Origin of the sequence: Luteibacter sp. UNCMF366Tsu5.1 (assembly GCF_900119235.1) — a bacterium.
Classification (GTDB): domain Bacteria; phylum Pseudomonadota; class Gammaproteobacteria; order Xanthomonadales; family Rhodanobacteraceae; genus Luteibacter; species Luteibacter flocculans.
In genome coordinates this window covers 154,402-169,985 of sequence record NZ_FPIS01000004.1, presented here as the reverse complement: position 1 = coordinate 169,985, position 15,584 = coordinate 154,402, and the positions used below count along the sequence as shown (strand labels likewise).

The window sequence follows — 15,584 nt, the reverse complement described above, 5'->3', positions numbered from 1 at the left end:
ACGCGTCATGCCGATGACACCCTCCGAGGCGCTCCAGCGTACGATCGAGCATCGCGAGATCTTCCACGACGAGATGATCGAGCTGATGCACCAGATCATGCGCGGCGACGTCAGTCCGCTCATGACGGCCGCGATCCTCACCGGCCTGCGCGTGAAGAAGGAAACGGTGGGCGAGATCACCGGCGCCGCGCGCGTGATGCGCGAGCTGGCCGCCAAGGTCGACGCCGGTCCGCACCCGCATTTTCTCGACATCGTGGGTACCGGCGGCGATGGCGCTTCGTCGTTCAATATTTCCACCGCGTCGATGTTCGTTGCCGCAGCGGCCGGCGCGCGCGTGGCGAAGCACGGCGGTCGCAGTGTGTCGTCGAAGTCCGGCAGTGCCGATGTTCTGGAAGCGCTGGGCGCGCGCATCGATCTCTTGCCTGCGCAGGTCGCGGTCTGCATGGACGAAACGGATATCGGTTTCATGTTCGCGCCGAACCACCATCCGGCGATGAAGGTGGTCTCTCCCGTGCGTCGCGAGATGGGCGTGCGCACGATCTTCAACATTCTGGGTCCGCTGACCAACCCGGCCGGCGCGCCGAACATCCTCATGGGCGTGTTCCATCCGGACCTCGTCGGCATCCAGGTTCGTGTGCTGCAGGCCTTGGGCGCCCGTCACGCGATGGTGGTCTGGGGGCGCGACGGCATGGACGAGATCTCGCTCGGCGCAGCGACCCTGGTGGGCGAACTGCGCGATGGCGCCGTCCATGAATACGAGATCGAGCCTGAGGATTTCGGCCTGGCGATGGCATCGAGCCGTAATCTGCGCGTGGAAGATTCCGCCGAGTCGAAGGCGATGCTTCTGGATGCGATTTCCGGGGTGCCGGGCGTGCCGCACGACATCGTCTGCCTCAATGCTGGCGCGGCGCTCTACACGGCCGATGTCACGCCGACGATACAGGCCGGCATCGAACTCGCACGGGCGACCATCGCCAGCGGGGCGGCCCGTGCGAAGATGGAAGCGTTCGTGGCCGCGACGCAGCGGCTCGGCGCCTGATATCGTCGGGGCATCCCCATGCTCCCGGCCTTACCCTAGGAAACTCTTCCGATGCCTGACATCCTTCATCGCATCCTCGACCGCAAGCTCGAAGAGATTGCCGAGCGCAGCCGCAGGCGTACGCTGGACGATCTCGCTGCGCGAATCGCCGATCTCGAAGATACGCGCGGATTCGTCGCCGCCATCGACGCGCGTCTGCACGACGGCAACCCGGCCGTCATCGCCGAAATCAAGAAGGCCAGCCCAAGCAAAGGGCTGATTCGCCCGGACTTCGATCCCGCTGCCATCGCGCGCAGCTACGAGCAGGGCGGGGCCACCTGTCTCTCCGTGCTGACCGACGCCGATTTCTTCCAGGGTCACGAAGACTTCGTGAAGCAGGCGCGCGACGCCTGTTCGCTGCCGATCCTGCGCAAGGATTTCATCATCGACGAGTACCAGGTGTACGAGGCCCGCGTGATCGGCGCCGACTGCATCCTTCTTATCGTGGCGGCGTTCGGCAACAAGGAGCCCGATGGCGACGTTATCTTCGACGAAGAGCGCCTCACGGAACTCTCGCTGCTCGCCGCCGAGCTCGATCTCGATGTGCTGGTCGAAGTGCACAACGAAGAAGAGCTCGAGATCGCCCTGGGTATGCCGGCGCCGCTCATCGGCGTGAACAACCGCAACCTGCGTACGTTCGAGACCTCGCTCGGTACGTCGCTGAAGCTCAAGGATCGCGTCGGTCCGGAAACGGCGATCGTCGCCGAGTCCGGCATCCACACCACCGAAGACGTGCGCAAGCTTCGCGAGGCGGGTATCCACACCTTCCTCGTCGGCGAGGCGTTCATGCGCGCGGCAGACCCCGGCGCGGAGCTGCACAAGCTCTTCGGCGCCCAGACGCCGCACGCGCATCACAGGCATCGGTAAAGGGCACATGGAACAGGGGATCGGCACGGCGGGCGTCGACGACACCGCCGCGGACGGGCGACGCGTCGTCCTGTTCGACTTCGACGGGGTCATCGTCCGTCACCAGACGTTGGAGCTTTTCTTCCGTGAACGGCTCGCGGGCATCGGGCGTTGGCGCCTTCTGATGGCGCTTCCCGTGGTGCCGCTAGTGCCGTTGCTGATCGGCAGCGCTGGCGGCAATCGCTTTCTCGGCCGGCTTTTCCTCCGCGTTGCCACGTTCGGGCGGCGCGAGGCGACCTATCGTCGGCTCGTGACGGCCTTCGGCCGTGCCTACGCGCGTCGCCCAGGCGTGTTCTGCCGCGACGCGGTGGCCGCGTTGCGTAGGCATGTGGACGAGGGCGACCGCGTGATCATCGTAACGGGCAACGACGGCCACCTGGTTGAGGCGATCCTCGACGAGGTCAATCTCCGCGGGTATGAACTCGCGGCGTCGCGCACGCGTGGTGGTCCATTCGGTGTGCATTTCGTGCAGCACAACGTCGACGGGATGAAAGTGCGCGCGCTGGAGCAAGCGGGCATTCCGCGGCCTTGGGCGATCGCCTACGGTGATTCGCTGTCGGACCTGCCGATGCTGAAGGCAGCGGAGGCAGCGCACCTCGTCAATCCCACGCCGAAGATCGCCAAGAAGGCCAGTAGGCTGTTGGGCGACAAGTTGACGGTGCTGCACTGGTTCTGAGCGATCGGTCCTACGGGCGCAGGCGAAGCAGGTAGGCGCCAAGCTGGTAGAGGCTGATGCCGACGATGAGACAGCCCACGGCGGTCATCACGTAACGCGGCGGCAGGTGCTTCACCAGCCAGGCGGCAACGGGCGCCGCCACGACGCCACCGCTGAGCAGTCCCAGCACGATGGGCCAATGCTGGACTCCCATATGCACGATGAGCGTGGTGGAGATTGCGACGGTGACGACGAACTCGGCCGCGTTGACGGTACCGATGGTCTGGCGCACCGGGCCGCCGCGCGCGAGCAGCGTGGAGGTGGCGATCGGTCCCCACCCGCCTCCGCCGATGGCATCGAGCAGTCCTGCGACGAACCCGAGGATGCCCTTGTGGCGCACGCGGTGGTGCGACACTACCCGGCCTGCCGCGCGCACTAGCACCACCACGCCGAGAATCAGCAGATACGCGTAGACGAAAGGTTTCAGGGCGTCGCCGGGAACGTTGGCTAGAAACCAGGCGCCGAGCACGCCGCCCACCACACCCGGAATGGCCAGGCGCCGGAAGGCCTTCCAGTCCACGTTGCCAAACAGCGCGTGCGCGCCACCGGAGACGCCCGTGGTGAACACCTCGGCCGTGTGGACCGTGGCGCTGGCCACGGCCGGCGGCAGGCCGAGCGCCAGCAGCACCGAATTCGAGACGATGCCGTAGGCCATGCCCAGCGCGCCGTCGACGAGCTGCGCAAGCAGCCCGACGCCCGCGAATATGAGGAATTGGGTCCAATCCACGCCGTGTCTCCTTCTAGTCCACGGTGACCATATATGACGCCCGTGCTTTCCTACATGAAGACAGGATTCATGCCTTATAGCGCTTGCGTGCGACAACCTGCCGCCCTAAGTTCAGTGTCTCCACGTCCCCACGGGATCCCCGATGTACCTCTCATCCCTGCGCGAGCTGGCGCTCGGCAGCCGCCTCAAGGCCCTGAGCGACCATTTCTATCAGGCCGTCGACGAGGTCTACCGCGCGTGCGGCGCCGGTATCGAGTCGCGTTGGTTTCCGGTGCTGCGCTACCTGCGCGACGTGGGGCCCACGACCGTCACCGACATGGCGCTCGCGATCGGCCAAACCCACTCGGCGGTGAGCCAGTTGGCCGACCGGCTGGTGGACGCCGGCATGGTGGTGCGCCAGCGCGATCCGCACGACGGCCGGCGTAGCGTGCTCGCCCTGACCGAAGCGGGCGACCGCGCCTTGGGGACGCTCGGGCCGGTATGGCTCGCGATTCGCCGCGGCATGGCGGAATCCCTCGGTCCGAAGGGCGTAGCGCTGCTCGATGCCATCGACGGCTGCGAACAAGCGCTCGCCGAGCGGCCCCTGGTGCCCGCCATTCTCCGGCAGCGCGAGGCGCTGGCGAGCGTGCATGTGGACATCGTGCCGTTCGAGCCCGCGCTCAGCGAGCATTTCCGTCGGTTGAACCAGCAGTGGCTCGAACGCCATTTCCGGGTGGAGGAGGTGGACAGGGCGCTGTTTGCGGATCCGAAGGGAACCATCATTGCCCCCGGCGGGGCGATCTTCTTTGCCCGCTATGCCGACGAGATCGTCGGCACCTGCGCCCTCATCCACGAGGGGGAGGGCGTATACGAGCTGTCCAAGATGGGCGTGGACGAGAATTACCGCGGTCTCGGCGCGGGTCGCAAGTTGCTGGACGCGGCCATTGCGGAATACCGCGCCCGTGGCGGGCGGGAGCTTTTCCTCGAATCCAACAGCCGGCTGCGTCGTGCCTTGGCCATGTACGAGCGCGCCGGATTCGTGCGCCAGCCGCAGGTCCGGCCCGGGTCGCACTACCAGCGTGCCGACGTCTACATGGTGTTCCGGGGCGCCTGACGCCCCGAAGTCGGCTCAGCGGGTGCCGCGCACCACGATGGTCTTGCCGGAGACGTCGATCATGCGCTCTTCCTCCAGCTGCTTGAGCACGCGGCCGACCATTTCGCGCGAGCAGCCCACGATCCGACTCACTTCCTGGCGGGAAATGCGGATCTGCGTACCGTCCGGGTGGGTCATGGCGTCCGGTTCCTGGCAGAGATCGAGCAGGGTGCGCGAGACCCGGTTCGTCACGTCCATGAACGCCATGCGGCTGACCTGCCGCGAGGTGCGCAGGAGTCGATGGGTCAGTTGCGACCCGATAGCGAAGAGCAGCTTGGGGCACTCGGCTGCGAGCGGGCCTTCCAGCAGCTGGAAAAGGCGCTCGTAGCTGATTTCCGCCATTTCCACCGCCGTGCGCGTGCGCACCAGCGATTCGCGCTGGGCCTGCTCTACGAAAAGCCCCATTTCGCCGATGAACTGGCCCCGGTTGATGTAGGCCAGGATCAGCTCGCGCCCCTCTTCGTCCTCCGTGCAGACGGCCAGTGAGCCCTCGACCACGTAATAGAGCGTATTGGCCGGGTCGCCCGGCCGGATGATCGCCGTCTTCCCCGGATAGCGACGGCGGTGGCAGGCATCGAGGAAGCGGCCCATCGAGGCCGGGTCCGGTGCGAAGCTCGACGGAGCCTGGGACCGTTCGAATGCCTGTTGCAACATGTATTTAAGTTGAGCCACAGCAGATTCCGTTGAGCCTCAATGGCATGGCTTCCCCTTCAGCGCCGGCCGACGGATTTCCGTCAGGCGTCACCGACTCGCCATGTCTCCGGGGGATTATTGCAGACATCCGGGCGCCAAAATCCACCACTTTGGGCGAGCCGGACGCGGCGTGTTCAAATCCTCGCCATCTTGCCTCATAATTTCACCCCCTCGGCGTCCAGACCCCCTGTCTCACGCCGTACACAAACGCCGGGCAGACTGTTCCGCCCGTCGTTTTCATCGTTGCGGGGACCCTTGCTGCTAACCCGTGTCTGCTGCTGGCCGTATCCCCCGGCCTCGGAGAGTCGCTGTGGTCAAACCGCTTCCCCGCCTTCGCCTGCAGGGTTTCAACAACCTCACCAAGGCGCTGAGCTTCAACATCTACGACATCTGCTATGCCGTTTCCGAACAGCAGCGGCAGAACTACATCGAATACATCGACGAGCAGTACGATGCCGACCGCCTGACGCAAATCCTCACGGACGTGGCGGAGATCATCGGTGCGAACATCCTGAATATCGCTCGTCAGGACTACGACCCGCAGGGTGCCTCGGTCACCATCCTCATTTCCGAGGAACCGGTGGTCGAGAAGCTCGGCCGCGACACCATTTCCGGCGCCGTCGTCGCGCACATGGACAAGAGCCACATCACGGTCCACACGTATCCGGAAACGCATCCGCACAACGGTATCGCGACCTTCCGCGCGGACATCGACGTAGCCACCTGCGGCGTGATCTCGCCGCTGAAGGCACTGAACTACCTGATCGACAGCTTCGAGTCGGACATCGTCATTGCCGACTACCGCGTGCGCGGCTTCACGCGTGACGTGAAGGGCAAGAAGCACTTCATCGATCACAAGATCAATTCGGTGCAGGACTACCTGGCAAAGCACATTCGCCAGAAGTACGAAATGTTCGACGTGAACGTGTATCAGGAAAACATCTTCCACACGAAGATGCACATCAAGGACTTCGACCTCGACACCTATCTGTTCGAGGCGCAGGCCGACGATCTCTCCTTCAAGGAGCGCCAGCGGATCGAATCGCTGCTCCGCCGGGAGATCGAGGAACTCTTCCACGGCCGCAACCTGATGTGACTTGAAGCCCCGCGAAAGCGGGGCTTCTTCTTTTGACGTCTTCACGTTCCGCCCGCTAGCGTGCCTGCATGCGCACGTTGCTGCTGTTCTGTCTACTCGTTGCCCTCTGCGCCCTGGTCTGGAGCCGGGGCTGGCGGCCGCCGGATCGCTACAACCCGTGGGCGCCGCTCGACCTCGCCGCCGAGCCGGATATGTTCCTACGTTTCAAGCTGGCCCGGCTGAGCGACGATCCCGCTCAGTGTCGCGCGGCGCTCCGCGATGGCGGCGCGGTCTTTGCGCCGTTGCCGGATCGCGAAGACGGCAACGGCTGTGGATGGAACGATGCGGTGCGCCTGTCCGCCATCGGGACGGCTCGTTTTGCTTCACCGGTGACGTTGACCTGTCCATTGGCCGCGTCGATGGTGTTGTTTCATCGGCATGTGCTGCAACCGGAGGCTGAAGCCGCATTCGGTTCGTCGGTGCGAGGTGTCGACCACGTAGGCAGCTATGCCTGCCGTAACGTCTACCATCGCGATCAGGCGCCGATCAGCAGGCATGCGCGGGCGGATGCCTTGGATGTCACTGGTTGGCGGCTTGCCGATGGTCGTCATGTAACGGTGGAGAAGGGCTGGGCCGACCCGCGTGAGTTGGGCTTTCTGCATGCCTTGCAAGGCGAAGGCTGCCGCTACTTCGGTGCGTTTCTCGGGCCCGATTACAACGACGCGCACCGCACGCATTTCCATCTGCAGGGACGTGGCTATGGCTTCTGCCGCTAGGGAAGGCGTTCGTCTCGGAGTCTCGACTAGATGCGGTAGGCGACGGTTTTCATCACGGCCGACGCCGCCTTCATCAGCCGAGGAATCGGCCATGGCAGGTCGATACCGCCGCGTGCCTGGGCCGCGACGGCGTGGCGTACTTCGTCCGTCTGCATCTGCCGGAGAATGGCCCGAGAGCGGTCGTCCTGCGGCGGCAGGCGCTCGATGTGATCCGCCAGATGCGCCTCCACCTGGCGCTCGGTTTCCACCACGAAACCCAGGCTGATCGGATCGCCCACCGCGGCGGCGACCACGCCAATGGCATAGCTGCCGGCGTACCAGAGGGGATTCAGCAGGCTGGGGCGGCTATCGAGCTGCTTGAGGCGCTCGGCGCACCAGGCCAGGTGGTCGGTTTCTTCCTGCGCCGCATGCATCAGGTGCTGGCGGGTCTCCTCGGTGCGGGCGAGGGCGGCCTGGCCTACATAGAGCGCCTGCGCGCAGACCTCGCCGACATGGTTGATCCGCATCAGGCCGGCGGCATGGCGACGCTCGGCGTCGTTCAGCGGCGCGTCCGGCACCTCGTCTCCCGGCGACTTCCGCATGGCTTCGGGCGACCCGGCGACGGCCTCCATGGCCCGTTCCAGGCCGGCAAGCAGGCGATCGAAGGGGCTGAGAGTGCGTACGGACATGACATGACTCCAGACGAACGGGGATGACACACGTTACAATGTCCGCCGCCCAACCCGGGATGAAGGTGCTGCGGTCGCTTGTCGCGGTAAATGGCCGACGGTTTGGGCAGGCTTGTGAAGAGGCCCTCACGTCGTGCTATGATTGTCGGCCCAAAGCTCACCAGCAATGTGGGCTTGCGCGATGAGGGAAAAGTTCGCTATTCTCTCGCGCCTTTGCTTTCACCGATTCCGTGTTCCGCCTACCAAGGCGGCAAACCAGGTATTTTCGAAATGAAAACGTTCAGCGCCAAGCCGGAGAGCGTCAAGCGCGATTGGTTCGTGATCGACGCCACGAACAAGACCCTGGGTCGCCTGTCGACCGAGGTCGCGCGCCGTCTCCGCGGCAAGCACAAGCCCGAGTTCACCCCGCACGTGGATACCGGCGATTACATCGTCGTGATCAACGCCGAGAAGGTGGCAGTCACCGGTGCGAAGCTGGACGACAAGATGTACCACCGCTTCACCGGCTACGTCGGTAACCTGAAGACCACGAGTCTCAAGGATCTGCTGGCCACGCACCCGGAGCGCGTGATCGAGATCGCCGTCAAGGGCATGCTGCCGAAGAACCCGCTGGGTCGCGCCATGTACCGCAAGCTCAAGGTGTACGGCGGCGCCGAGCACCCGCATACCGCACAGCAGCCGCAGGCGCTGGAAATCTAAGGAATCGACATGGCTACCCAGCAGAATTACGGTACCGGCCGCCGCAAGACCTCCGCCGCCCGCGTGTTCCTCCGCAAGGGCACCGGTGGCATCGTCGTCAACGGCAAGCCGCTCGACCAGTTCTTCGGTCGCGAAACCTCTCGTATGATCGTTCGTCAGCCGCTTGAGCTGACCGACAACACTGAGAAGTTCGATATCATGGTGACGGTCGCCGGCGGCGGCATCACGGGTCAGGCCGGCGCCATTCGCCTCGGCATCGCCCGCGCCCTCGTCGAGTACGACGAAGCGCTCAAGTCGCCGCTGCGCAAGGCTGGTTTCATGACCCGCGACGCCCGCGAAGTCGAGCGTAAGAAGGTCGGTCTCCACAAGGCCCGTCGCGCTACGCAGTTCTCGAAGCGCTAATCTCGCGCTTCAGTTCGGTGCTTCAAGGTCAGAGCGCACCGAACCCAAGTTTATTGGGAGATCGTCTAACGGTAGGACAACGGACTCTGACTCCGTTTATCTAGGTTCGAATCCTAGTCTCCCAGCCAAACCGCAAAAGCCTCCGAGAAATCGGGGGCTTTTGTCTTTTTAGGCCTCGCGTGCGGTTGGACATATGGGTGGACAACACCACTATGCGCTTACCCCATCACTTGGTCCGCCATCCCTCCGGCATCTTTCATTTCCGGCTCGTCGTTCCCCTCGACCTGCGCGCCACCGTCGGCCTCAAGGTCATCAAGCAGAGCCTGCGCACCCGTGATCCGTCGTTGGCTCGTGGCTGGGCGTATCTGCTGAGTGCGAGGTATGCTCAGGCCTTCGCGGAAGGCAGGAAGCATGGGGACACGATGGGCAAGGACTTCCAACGATATCTTGATAGCCTCAGCGGCTTCGAAATCCAGCGTAGTCCTGACGGGGCCTTCTCGATGTCCACGAATGGGACGGCCGAGGATAATGCCGCGGCTCTCGCAGCCCTGGGCTTGATGACTGGCGCTCATGCGCCTATCGGTCCCGCGATTGCCGCTAAGGCCCCCTCGACAGTGCCGACGCTGACCAAGGCCATCGAGACTTATGCACAGATCGAAGCGCCGACCCTAAAGCCAAACACCTGGGAACAGCGCCGGCGAAACCTGGAGTCCTTCATGAAGGCTGTGGGTGGTTCGACACCGGTGGACCAGATCACACGCCCCATGGCTGCAGCCTGGGCCGATGACCTCCAGCGATCAGGACTGAGTAAGCGCTACGTCGCCAACTGCGTGTCGCACACCTCCCAGTTGTTTGAGTCGCTGATCCGAGCGGGGCATGTCCCCAAGGGCGAGAATCCCGTCAAGGGATTGGTCGTCCTCAAGGCCAAGGAGAAGCAGGCGCTGCGTGCCAAGGGGCAGGCCTGGGAAGCCTTCGACGAGGCCACACTCAAGCGCATCTTCAATCCGGAAACTTACAAGACCATGCGCGGGGATCATTTGCGCTGGGCGCCCGTCATGGGCCTCTACATGGGTGCTCGCGTCTCCGAGATCGCTCAACTTCATGTGCGCGACTTCATCCAGATTGACCGCATCAAATGCGTGCTGATCCGGGCTGACAGTGATGGCCAAAGCCTGAAAACCGCTTCGAGTGAGCGCCTTGTTCCCATTCATCCGGACTTGGTGGCGTTGGGTCTTTGGGAGCGAGCCCAGCGACTACAGGCCGCGGGCAAAGAGAGGCTGTTTCCAGACATGCGGATCGATAGCCGCGCTGGGGCGGGCAATGCGATCACGAAAGGCTTCAGTTATTACCTCACCAAAATCCAGGTAAAACCGCGGCGCGCGGCGGGCATCGTCGGGTTCCACAGTTTCCGTAAGACGGTCATCCAAACCCTCCAGGGCTCGGCATTGAGCGCAGAGCGTCGGCGCGCGCTCGTTGGTCATGAGCCCGGTGACGATGTCCACAGCGCCGACTACATGCGCCCTTGGACCGCATCAGAGTTGTCCGCGTTCTTTCCTGAGTTGAAGTGGTCGGCATGGTTGGATATTCAAGTGATGCGCCGATTGCTCCTCTAACCTAAGGTGAGGCTCTAGATATGGAAGATGAGCGCCAAATAGCACACAGTGACCGTCCGAAGATGGACGGCGAACCGACTGATCAGCCGGTTCCAGATGTGCCCGTCGGTCCGGCAACACCTGGTGTCTGGCAGGAGATCATAATCGGCTTGAAAAAAGAGGGGCCGTTGATTTTCTTTCTTTTCATCATCACGGTGCTCGTCGCTGGACAGTTCGCGTATACCTATGGGTTCCCATCGAGCGACGCCGAGCGATCGGAATATTTGTCCTATGCGTTTCCGTCCATTGCGGCCGTCGCCGCGGGGATGAATATTTATGCTCGCAAAGAGGCCTTCTGGTTTTGGCTCAGCGGAGGTTTTGTTCTAGCCGGATTGGTCGTGTTCTTCGTCGGCAAGGAAACGTATCCGGCCATTTTGAAGGAGTCGGTTTTTTTGATCGGCCTCGCGGCCATCGTCGTGGCTGTAATCGTCAGCGGTCGCATCTTCGAGCGACGCGACGCAGAACGAAAGTGGCCAAGTTACGTCATGGCGGGATCTTTTCTAGTGCTTTTCGTGGTTCAAGGCTCACTGATTGCCAGCATTCACCGGGAGCATGCGAGGCTTATTGCCATGCAAAGAAAGGCCGCAGTTTCATCACTGCTGTGCAAGCCAGCGTTAGACCTAGGCAGTAGCCTACTAATGGCTTGCGTTCAACAGCGCCAATAGAACGAACATGGCCAGCATGACCACGCTGAATATTTTCGCGAAACGATTGAATGTTGGGTTGAAACGCTGTTCTTCCATCACCGGTCTCCGTTCTGACACCTCACCGTAGGGCAAACCGGAAATCTGTCAAATCGGACCGGGCCAACTCCGAAGCGGAGTTACACCGTTGGGTTACCCATACCCTCCGCTTATGACCTCCCCATCCTCCTTCGTGAACGGCTACGGTAGCGGGAGAGTGATCTCCAAGACCACCTCCGACTGTCGGCACAACCGCGTGCCTCGTTCGGTTACCACAAACGGCCGGTTGATCAGGATGGGATGGGTCAGCATCGCGTCCAGGATCTGATCGTCGGTCACCCCAGGCTCACCCAAGCCAAGATCCGCGAACGGCGTGCCCTTTTCACGGGCCGCCTGGCGTGGAGTCAGGCCCGCATCCGCGATCAGCCGGATCAGAGTGGCGGTCGGGCGGGGTGACCAGGTATTCGATCACCGTGGGCTCGATGCCGAGGTGCCGAAGCAGCGCCAGGGTGTTGCGCGAGGTGCCACAGTCGGGGTTGTGATAGATGGTCGCTTCCATGGGCAGGCCTTGGTGGGAGAGGGGGAGGCGGCGCCGGAGGCCGCAGCCAGGGCCAGCGCTTCCGCTGCGCCCTTGCGCTCGCTGTAGCGGTCCAGCAAGTAGTCGGCCCGCCCGCGCACCAGATAGGTGAAGTTCATCAGTTCCTCCATGACGTCCACGAGCCGATCGTAGAACGGGGAGCTCTTCATCCGGGGCGGGCGTTTCATCTTTTACAGCGCGGTCCTGGGCACCGTGGACGGCCTGGTGGGCTTTCTGACCGCGAACTGCTGTGCCGCCAGCGGCGGCGCGTGCGCGGGTGGTGACCTGCTTTCCTAGCCCAGCTCCAGACGGTCGTCGAGGGCCCTCGACAGTCGGTCAAAAGCCAATCCCACCCCGGTAGACCGCCCTTCGGCCGCCGCCAGGATGGCGTGCTCCAATCCAGCGGCCAGCGCGTCTATGTCGCCCATGTCGGCCAAGCGGGCTACTTGTTCGACGACCCGGGTCTTGGCCAGGGCCTGGGTGAGGTCGCCACGGAGGAGGGCGGCCCCGGCGGCCTGGCAGTCCTGAATCATGCCGGCCATGGCCAGGGTAAGACGATCTCCGAATCGATCGTCGGAGTCTTCGTCAGGACCGGCCGGGGATCGTCGAAGGGGCACATGTGGGTTATCTATCAAAATTGCGATCCTCGTGAGAATCGGAAAAAGTCATGGATCTCAGATATGTGACGGAGGCAGGCCAGACCATCCGCCCAGCCGTTCCCGGGTTGGTCATTTCCCGATCCTGCGACGTTCTCTAAGGCACGCTCCCCAAGGCATCGGTGGAGAGCAGCGCGGCACCCATCCCGTATCCATCTGGCACACCCGGTTCCTGAACACGCTCGCCAGCGGCAATCCGTTCCGCTACGCGGAGATTGAGGGCAAGGATCGCTTCCAAGACCTCGGGCGCGGGGCCAAAGTGATACGCCTTCAGCACCGCCCGATCCAGCTGATCGTGGGCATCCCGCAACGGGTTGCGCCCCGGGATATCGAGGGTCCGGTAGAGCGCCCGGAGTCCGCCCTCTGCGTCGGTCGTTGCCTTTCGGCGGAGCTCACGGAGCCGGTGCCCGGCCTTCGCTACGTCGAGGATTTCCTCGTCGCTCGGCGCTTGAGGCCAGGGAAAGGTGTCGAACACCGACTCGGAGGTATACCGAGGATCGGACTTCATGTTCGAACACTTCGCGTGGAACCAGAGATAGTGAGCGGAGGACTGGAGGATGCCGAAACTGTAGTCGTCCTCCAGGGCAAACACCTGGAGGGCGTCACCGGGAAGGACGCTGGTGGTCACAAAGTCGAAGATGGGGCGTTTTGTGATCCGCGAGCAGACCAAAAATCTGCTTTGCTCGCGGATGGCTTTCACCAGCTTGGTCCTCGGGCGCCAATGGCGCCACCAAAAATCAATAGACGTAGCCCGTTCAGTCTGCTCGTCACCGGACTTCTTTGCCTTCTCGATCATGTCGGGAAGCACCGTGCGTTCAAGGTGAGCAAAGGCCTTCGGATAGCGCTTGGCCTCCAAGATGGTCATCTCACCAAAATCGATGATGTAACGATCCATCGGCTCGCCACCCAAGAGTTCACGGCCGATAAGATAACGACGGACCACCGCCCCTTCGCCGGCCTCAACCAACGTGTCTCGCATCGGCCGATCAATGACAAAGCCATCGTGACCCGGGGTGACACCCTGGCTTGTCACGGTCGAGTAAGCCGCTGAAAGGTCCATCGCCGCGCTGACATCGGTTCGGTCGGAAAGCGCCGAGTTGATATGGACGGTATTCCGCACATCGAGCTCGAACTGCTTATCCATCCGAACGGCGCCACGTTTGGCGCGCTGTGTTTTCTGTGGGGCCGCCTTGAACCAGAGTTTACGAACCTTGGGAAGAAGAGCCGGGTCCTTGGTATGCGCCCAGTTGGCGATGGATACGTGGACGTTGGCTTCGCCCGACCAGGGCTGGTTGTCCACAGCCTCTACGATCGTGCCTGTTCTGGCGATCGCATCAAGGCCACCGATGCGGCTGGCGTTGTTACGGATGTTCTGTGTGCCGACCAATCCAGCTCGGCCCGCGACGGGGTCAGCAATCGAGCAGGCGGGCAACGCGTTGGCGGCCCGCCTAAACCAGTAAACACAGAGGTCGGCCATTCCGGGAACCTCTGGATAGGCTCGGCGTAGGCGCGTTACATATTTGGATCCGAGTTTGGGTTTGAGCAGTTTGGCGCCCAGAAACGGCGGGTTACCCACGATGACATCAACATCCGGCCAAGGGGTGCGCTGATTGTCGTCCGTCAGGAGGGCGTCACCGGTGTAAAAGTTCTTATCGAGGTTGTCGAGCGGTAGCGCGTTCTCGCTGATGTGGAGTTCATCAATGGCCAACTTGTGGGCCAGCATCATCGTGACTTTGGCCAGCTCAACGGCGAATGGGTTGATGTCCATGCCATAGAAGTTGCGGGCGGTGACGAATCCGAAGGGACGTTGGGCAGCATCCACACTCTTGTATTCCCCCATCCGTTCGTAGATGCGGGCTTCTAGGCGCTTGAGTTCGCGGTAAGCGATGTAGAGGAAGTTGCCCGACCCGCAGGCCGGATCGAGCACCCGGAAACTTTCGATGCGGGCCAGTAGGAGTTCCAGGCCCTTCAACGTGGTAGCGCCCTCGATCTGCGCGCGCCAAGGCTCAACAATGGTGGGGCCCACGACCTTCATGATGTCGACTGGGCTGGTGTAGTGAGCGCCATAGGCTCGCCGCTCCTCGGCATCCATGCTGTGCTCGAAGATGGCGCCGAAGATTTCCGGTCTAACCTTCCCCCAGTGGAAGTCCGACGCTTGCCGGAGCAGATCTATTTCACCTGGGGTCAGTTCGATCCGGGCCGGACTCGCGAAGAGGCCGCCATTGAAATAGGGCACGCCCTTGAAGCGTCCGCCGCCGGTCACCCCCGGGGTGTTCATTTCGACGAAGAGCTGGCCGATCAGGTCGTATGCGTCGGCCGGTGTGTTGCAGTCCCGCAGCAGGTGCGCGAAAAAGTAGGGTTCCAGTAACCCGATGTCTTCGGCGAACAGTGCCATGAGGGCCTGGAGCGTGAACCGCTGCGCAAGTGCGCGCTCCACACCCCGTTGCGTCATGGATTTGAACAGCTCCACCAGCTTGTCCGCCGCGTCACGGGTGACCTGTTCCTGATGGTTGCCGAAGATCGGTGTGTTGTCGTGGGGGAACAGGAACGCTAAGGGTCCGAACCGCTCTGGAAGTTCGCTCAGGCGCACCGTGTCGACGGGCGTGTCCATCTGGGTTTCAAAGTCATACACCCAGAACTCGTCGAAGTTACACAACACCACGTAGCGAGGGCGGCCAGGAACCAGGCGCGTCCAATAGTCGAAAGCCTGCCGGTAATGCCGGTTTAGATCTTCCCCTCGTTTCTTCATCTCGATGAGGACGACGGGTTTCCAGACCAGGTCGGCGAAGCTCGTCCCCTTCTCGGCCTTTTTGATGCGCTCTTCGAGGGCTGCTCCTGCTTCCTTGACGCCTTCGTGGCCAAAAGCGCGGAACAAATGATCCAGAAAGATCTGGGCCTCGCCTTTTTCGTCGCCCTTGATGTGGGTCGCGCACCAGGCCACAAATTGGGAAAGGGCGGTAGTTCGCTCGGTCATGGTCATCCCTGATTCTATGGTTGACAGCGATGGTAAACGGTTTCGCGATCCCGGCGGCTAGGACAGTCCGATTCGCTCTCAGATGGATCCGACTTAAGCTCTTTGCGGAGTGGCCGATATGCCCTTCGACCACCTCGTGTGGTCGCCAGAACAACCCCCCGTTGATGCCGC

General features: G+C 62.7%; 15 protein-coding genes, 1 tRNA gene and 2 pseudogenes. 11 read left to right on the top strand and 7 right to left on the bottom strand.

Annotated features, from left to right (window positions below; all coding sequences use genetic code 11):
* Positions 1–7 precede the first annotated feature (7 nt).
* Genes trpD through BT115_RS17090 form a run of 3 tightly spaced genes read left to right on the top strand, consistent with a single transcriptional unit; the run spans position 8 to position 2,660 of the window.
* On the top strand, positions 8–1,039 hold the full coding sequence (trpD, locus tag BT115_RS17100; protein WP_072323849.1) for an anthranilate phosphoribosyltransferase: 1,032 nt from the start codon (positions 8–10) through the stop codon (positions 1,037–1,039).
* A 51-nt stretch (positions 1,040–1,090) separates the two neighbouring features.
* Positions 1,091–1,945 carry an indole-3-glycerol phosphate synthase TrpC gene (gene trpC / locus BT115_RS17095; RefSeq protein ID WP_072323848.1) on the top strand — a complete coding sequence of 285 codons (855 nt, stop codon included), beginning with the start codon at positions 1,091–1,093 and terminating at the stop codon, positions 1,943–1,945.
* Positions 1,946–1,952: 7 nt separating this feature from the next.
* Positions 1,953–2,660, top strand: coding sequence for a haloacid dehalogenase-like hydrolase (locus BT115_RS17090; protein WP_072323847.1), 708 nt, complete (start codon positions 1,953–1,955; stop codon positions 2,658–2,660).
* Positions 2,661–2,670: 10 nt separating this feature from the next.
* Here BT115_RS17090 and BT115_RS17085 read toward each other — a convergent pair whose 3' ends face one another.
* Complete coding sequence (locus tag BT115_RS17085; protein WP_072323846.1) at positions 2,671–3,426, bottom strand: sulfite exporter TauE/SafE family protein; 756 nt, start codon at positions 3,424–3,426, stop codon at positions 2,671–2,673.
* Positions 3,427–3,568: 142 nt separating this feature from the next.
* On the opposite strand from BT115_RS17085, the gene BT115_RS17080 reads away from it, so the two are divergent.
* On the top strand, positions 3,569–4,519 hold the full coding sequence (locus tag BT115_RS17080; protein ID WP_072323845.1) for a bifunctional helix-turn-helix transcriptional regulator/GNAT family N-acetyltransferase: 951 nt from the start codon (positions 3,569–3,571) through the stop codon (positions 4,517–4,519).
* 15 nt (positions 4,520–4,534) lie between these two features.
* Here the strand turns inward: BT115_RS17080 and crp are convergent, their stop codons facing one another.
* Entirely contained in the window at positions 4,535–5,212 is a 678-nt protein-coding gene (gene crp, locus BT115_RS17075; RefSeq protein WP_177257449.1) for a cAMP-activated global transcriptional regulator CRP, read from the bottom strand.
* A gap of 349 nt (positions 5,213–5,561) precedes the next feature.
* On the opposite strand from crp, the gene speD reads away from it, so the two are divergent.
* On the top strand, positions 5,562–6,347 hold the full coding sequence (speD, locus tag BT115_RS17070) for an adenosylmethionine decarboxylase (protein WP_036109987.1): 786 nt from the start codon (positions 5,562–5,564) through the stop codon (positions 6,345–6,347).
* 68 nt (positions 6,348–6,415) lie between these two features.
* Positions 6,416–7,102, top strand: coding sequence for an extensin-like domain-containing protein (locus tag BT115_RS17065; RefSeq protein ID WP_072323843.1), 687 nt, complete (start codon positions 6,416–6,418; stop codon positions 7,100–7,102).
* 26 nt (positions 7,103–7,128) lie between these two features.
* Here the strand turns inward: BT115_RS17065 and coq7 are convergent, their stop codons facing one another.
* Positions 7,129–7,770 (bottom strand): 2-polyprenyl-3-methyl-6-methoxy-1,4-benzoquinone monooxygenase, encoded by a 642-nt coding sequence (gene coq7 / locus BT115_RS17060; RefSeq protein ID WP_072323842.1) that lies wholly within the window; start codon positions 7,768–7,770, stop codon positions 7,129–7,131.
* A 270-nt stretch (positions 7,771–8,040) separates the two neighbouring features.
* Here coq7 and rplM point away from each other — a divergent pair, with 270 nt between their 5' ends.
* From rplM to BT115_RS17035, 5 genes are all read left to right on the top strand, one after another.
* Positions 8,041–8,469 (top strand): 50S ribosomal protein L13, encoded by a 429-nt coding sequence (rplM, locus tag BT115_RS17055; RefSeq protein WP_072323841.1) that lies wholly within the window; start codon positions 8,041–8,043, stop codon positions 8,467–8,469.
* 9 nt (positions 8,470–8,478) lie between these two features.
* Positions 8,479–8,871, top strand: coding sequence for a 30S ribosomal protein S9 (gene rpsI, locus BT115_RS17050; protein WP_072323840.1), 393 nt, complete (start codon positions 8,479–8,481; stop codon positions 8,869–8,871).
* A 54-nt stretch (positions 8,872–8,925) separates the two neighbouring features.
* Positions 8,926–8,999 (top strand) — tRNA-Gln (locus BT115_RS17045).
* 69 nt (positions 9,000–9,068) lie between these two features.
* Positions 9,069–10,484 carry a site-specific integrase gene (locus BT115_RS17040; protein WP_143144619.1) on the top strand — a complete coding sequence of 472 codons (1,416 nt, stop codon included), beginning with the start codon at positions 9,069–9,071 and terminating at the stop codon, positions 10,482–10,484.
* Positions 10,485–10,504: 20 nt separating this feature from the next.
* Entirely contained in the window at positions 10,505–11,188 is a 684-nt protein-coding gene (locus tag BT115_RS17035; protein ID WP_072323838.1) for a hypothetical protein, read from the top strand.
* A gap of 219 nt (positions 11,189–11,407) precedes the next feature.
* On the opposite strand, the pseudogene arsC reads toward BT115_RS17035, so the two are convergent.
* From arsC to BT115_RS17020, 4 genes and pseudogenes are all read right to left on the bottom strand, one after another.
* A pseudogene (gene arsC, locus BT115_RS17030) lies at positions 11,408–11,765 on the bottom strand (arsenate reductase (glutaredoxin)).
* A pseudogene (locus tag BT115_RS19005) lies at positions 11,675–11,956 on the bottom strand (hypothetical protein); the annotation flags it as partial. The pseudogenes BT115_RS19005 and arsC, both read right to left, overlap by 91 nt.
* A 120-nt stretch (positions 11,957–12,076) precedes the next feature.
* Positions 12,077–12,325: a hypothetical protein gene (locus BT115_RS17025; protein WP_072323837.1), complete on the bottom strand. Its 249-nt coding sequence runs from the start codon at positions 12,323–12,325 to the stop codon at positions 12,077–12,079.
* Between the two features lie 211 nt (positions 12,326–12,536).
* Positions 12,537–15,413 carry a DNA methyltransferase gene (locus BT115_RS17020; protein ID WP_072324023.1) on the bottom strand — a complete coding sequence of 959 codons (2,877 nt, stop codon included), beginning with the start codon at positions 15,411–15,413 and terminating at the stop codon, positions 12,537–12,539.
* Positions 15,414–15,584 lie beyond the last annotated feature (171 nt).

Excerpts from the sequence above, each read along its gene's own strand:
- BT115_RS17035 (WP_072323838.1), top strand. The coding sequence starts at position 10,505 with ATGGAAGATGAGCGCCAAATAGCACACAGTGACCGTCCGAAGATGGAC.
- coq7 (WP_072323842.1), bottom strand. The coding sequence starts at position 7,770 with ATGTCCGTACGCACTCTCAGCCCCTTCGATCGCCTGCTTGCCGGCCTG.
- crp (WP_177257449.1), bottom strand. The coding sequence starts at position 5,212 with ATGTTGCAACAGGCATTCGAACGGTCCCAGGCTCCGTCGAGCTTCGCA.
- trpC (WP_072323848.1), top strand. The coding sequence starts at position 1,091 with ATGCCTGACATCCTTCATCGCATCCTCGACCGCAAGCTCGAAGAGATT.
- BT115_RS17020 (WP_072324023.1), bottom strand. The coding sequence starts at position 15,413 with ATGACCGAGCGAACTACCGCCCTTTCCCAATTTGTGGCCTGGTGCGCG.
- rpsI (WP_072323840.1), top strand. The coding sequence starts at position 8,479 with ATGGCTACCCAGCAGAATTACGGTACCGGCCGCCGCAAGACCTCCGCC.
- BT115_RS17065 (WP_072323843.1), top strand. The coding sequence starts at position 6,416 with ATGCGCACGTTGCTGCTGTTCTGTCTACTCGTTGCCCTCTGCGCCCTG.
- BT115_RS17090 (WP_072323847.1), top strand. The coding sequence starts at position 1,953 with ATGGAACAGGGGATCGGCACGGCGGGCGTCGACGACACCGCCGCGGAC.
- BT115_RS17080 (WP_072323845.1), top strand. The coding sequence starts at position 3,569 with ATGTACCTCTCATCCCTGCGCGAGCTGGCGCTCGGCAGCCGCCTCAAG.
- rplM (WP_072323841.1), top strand. The coding sequence starts at position 8,041 with ATGAAAACGTTCAGCGCCAAGCCGGAGAGCGTCAAGCGCGATTGGTTC.
- trpD (WP_072323849.1), top strand. The coding sequence starts at position 8 with ATGCCGATGACACCCTCCGAGGCGCTCCAGCGTACGATCGAGCATCGC.
- BT115_RS17025 (WP_072323837.1), bottom strand. The coding sequence starts at position 12,325 with ATGGCCGGCATGATTCAGGACTGCCAGGCCGCCGGGGCCGCCCTCCTC.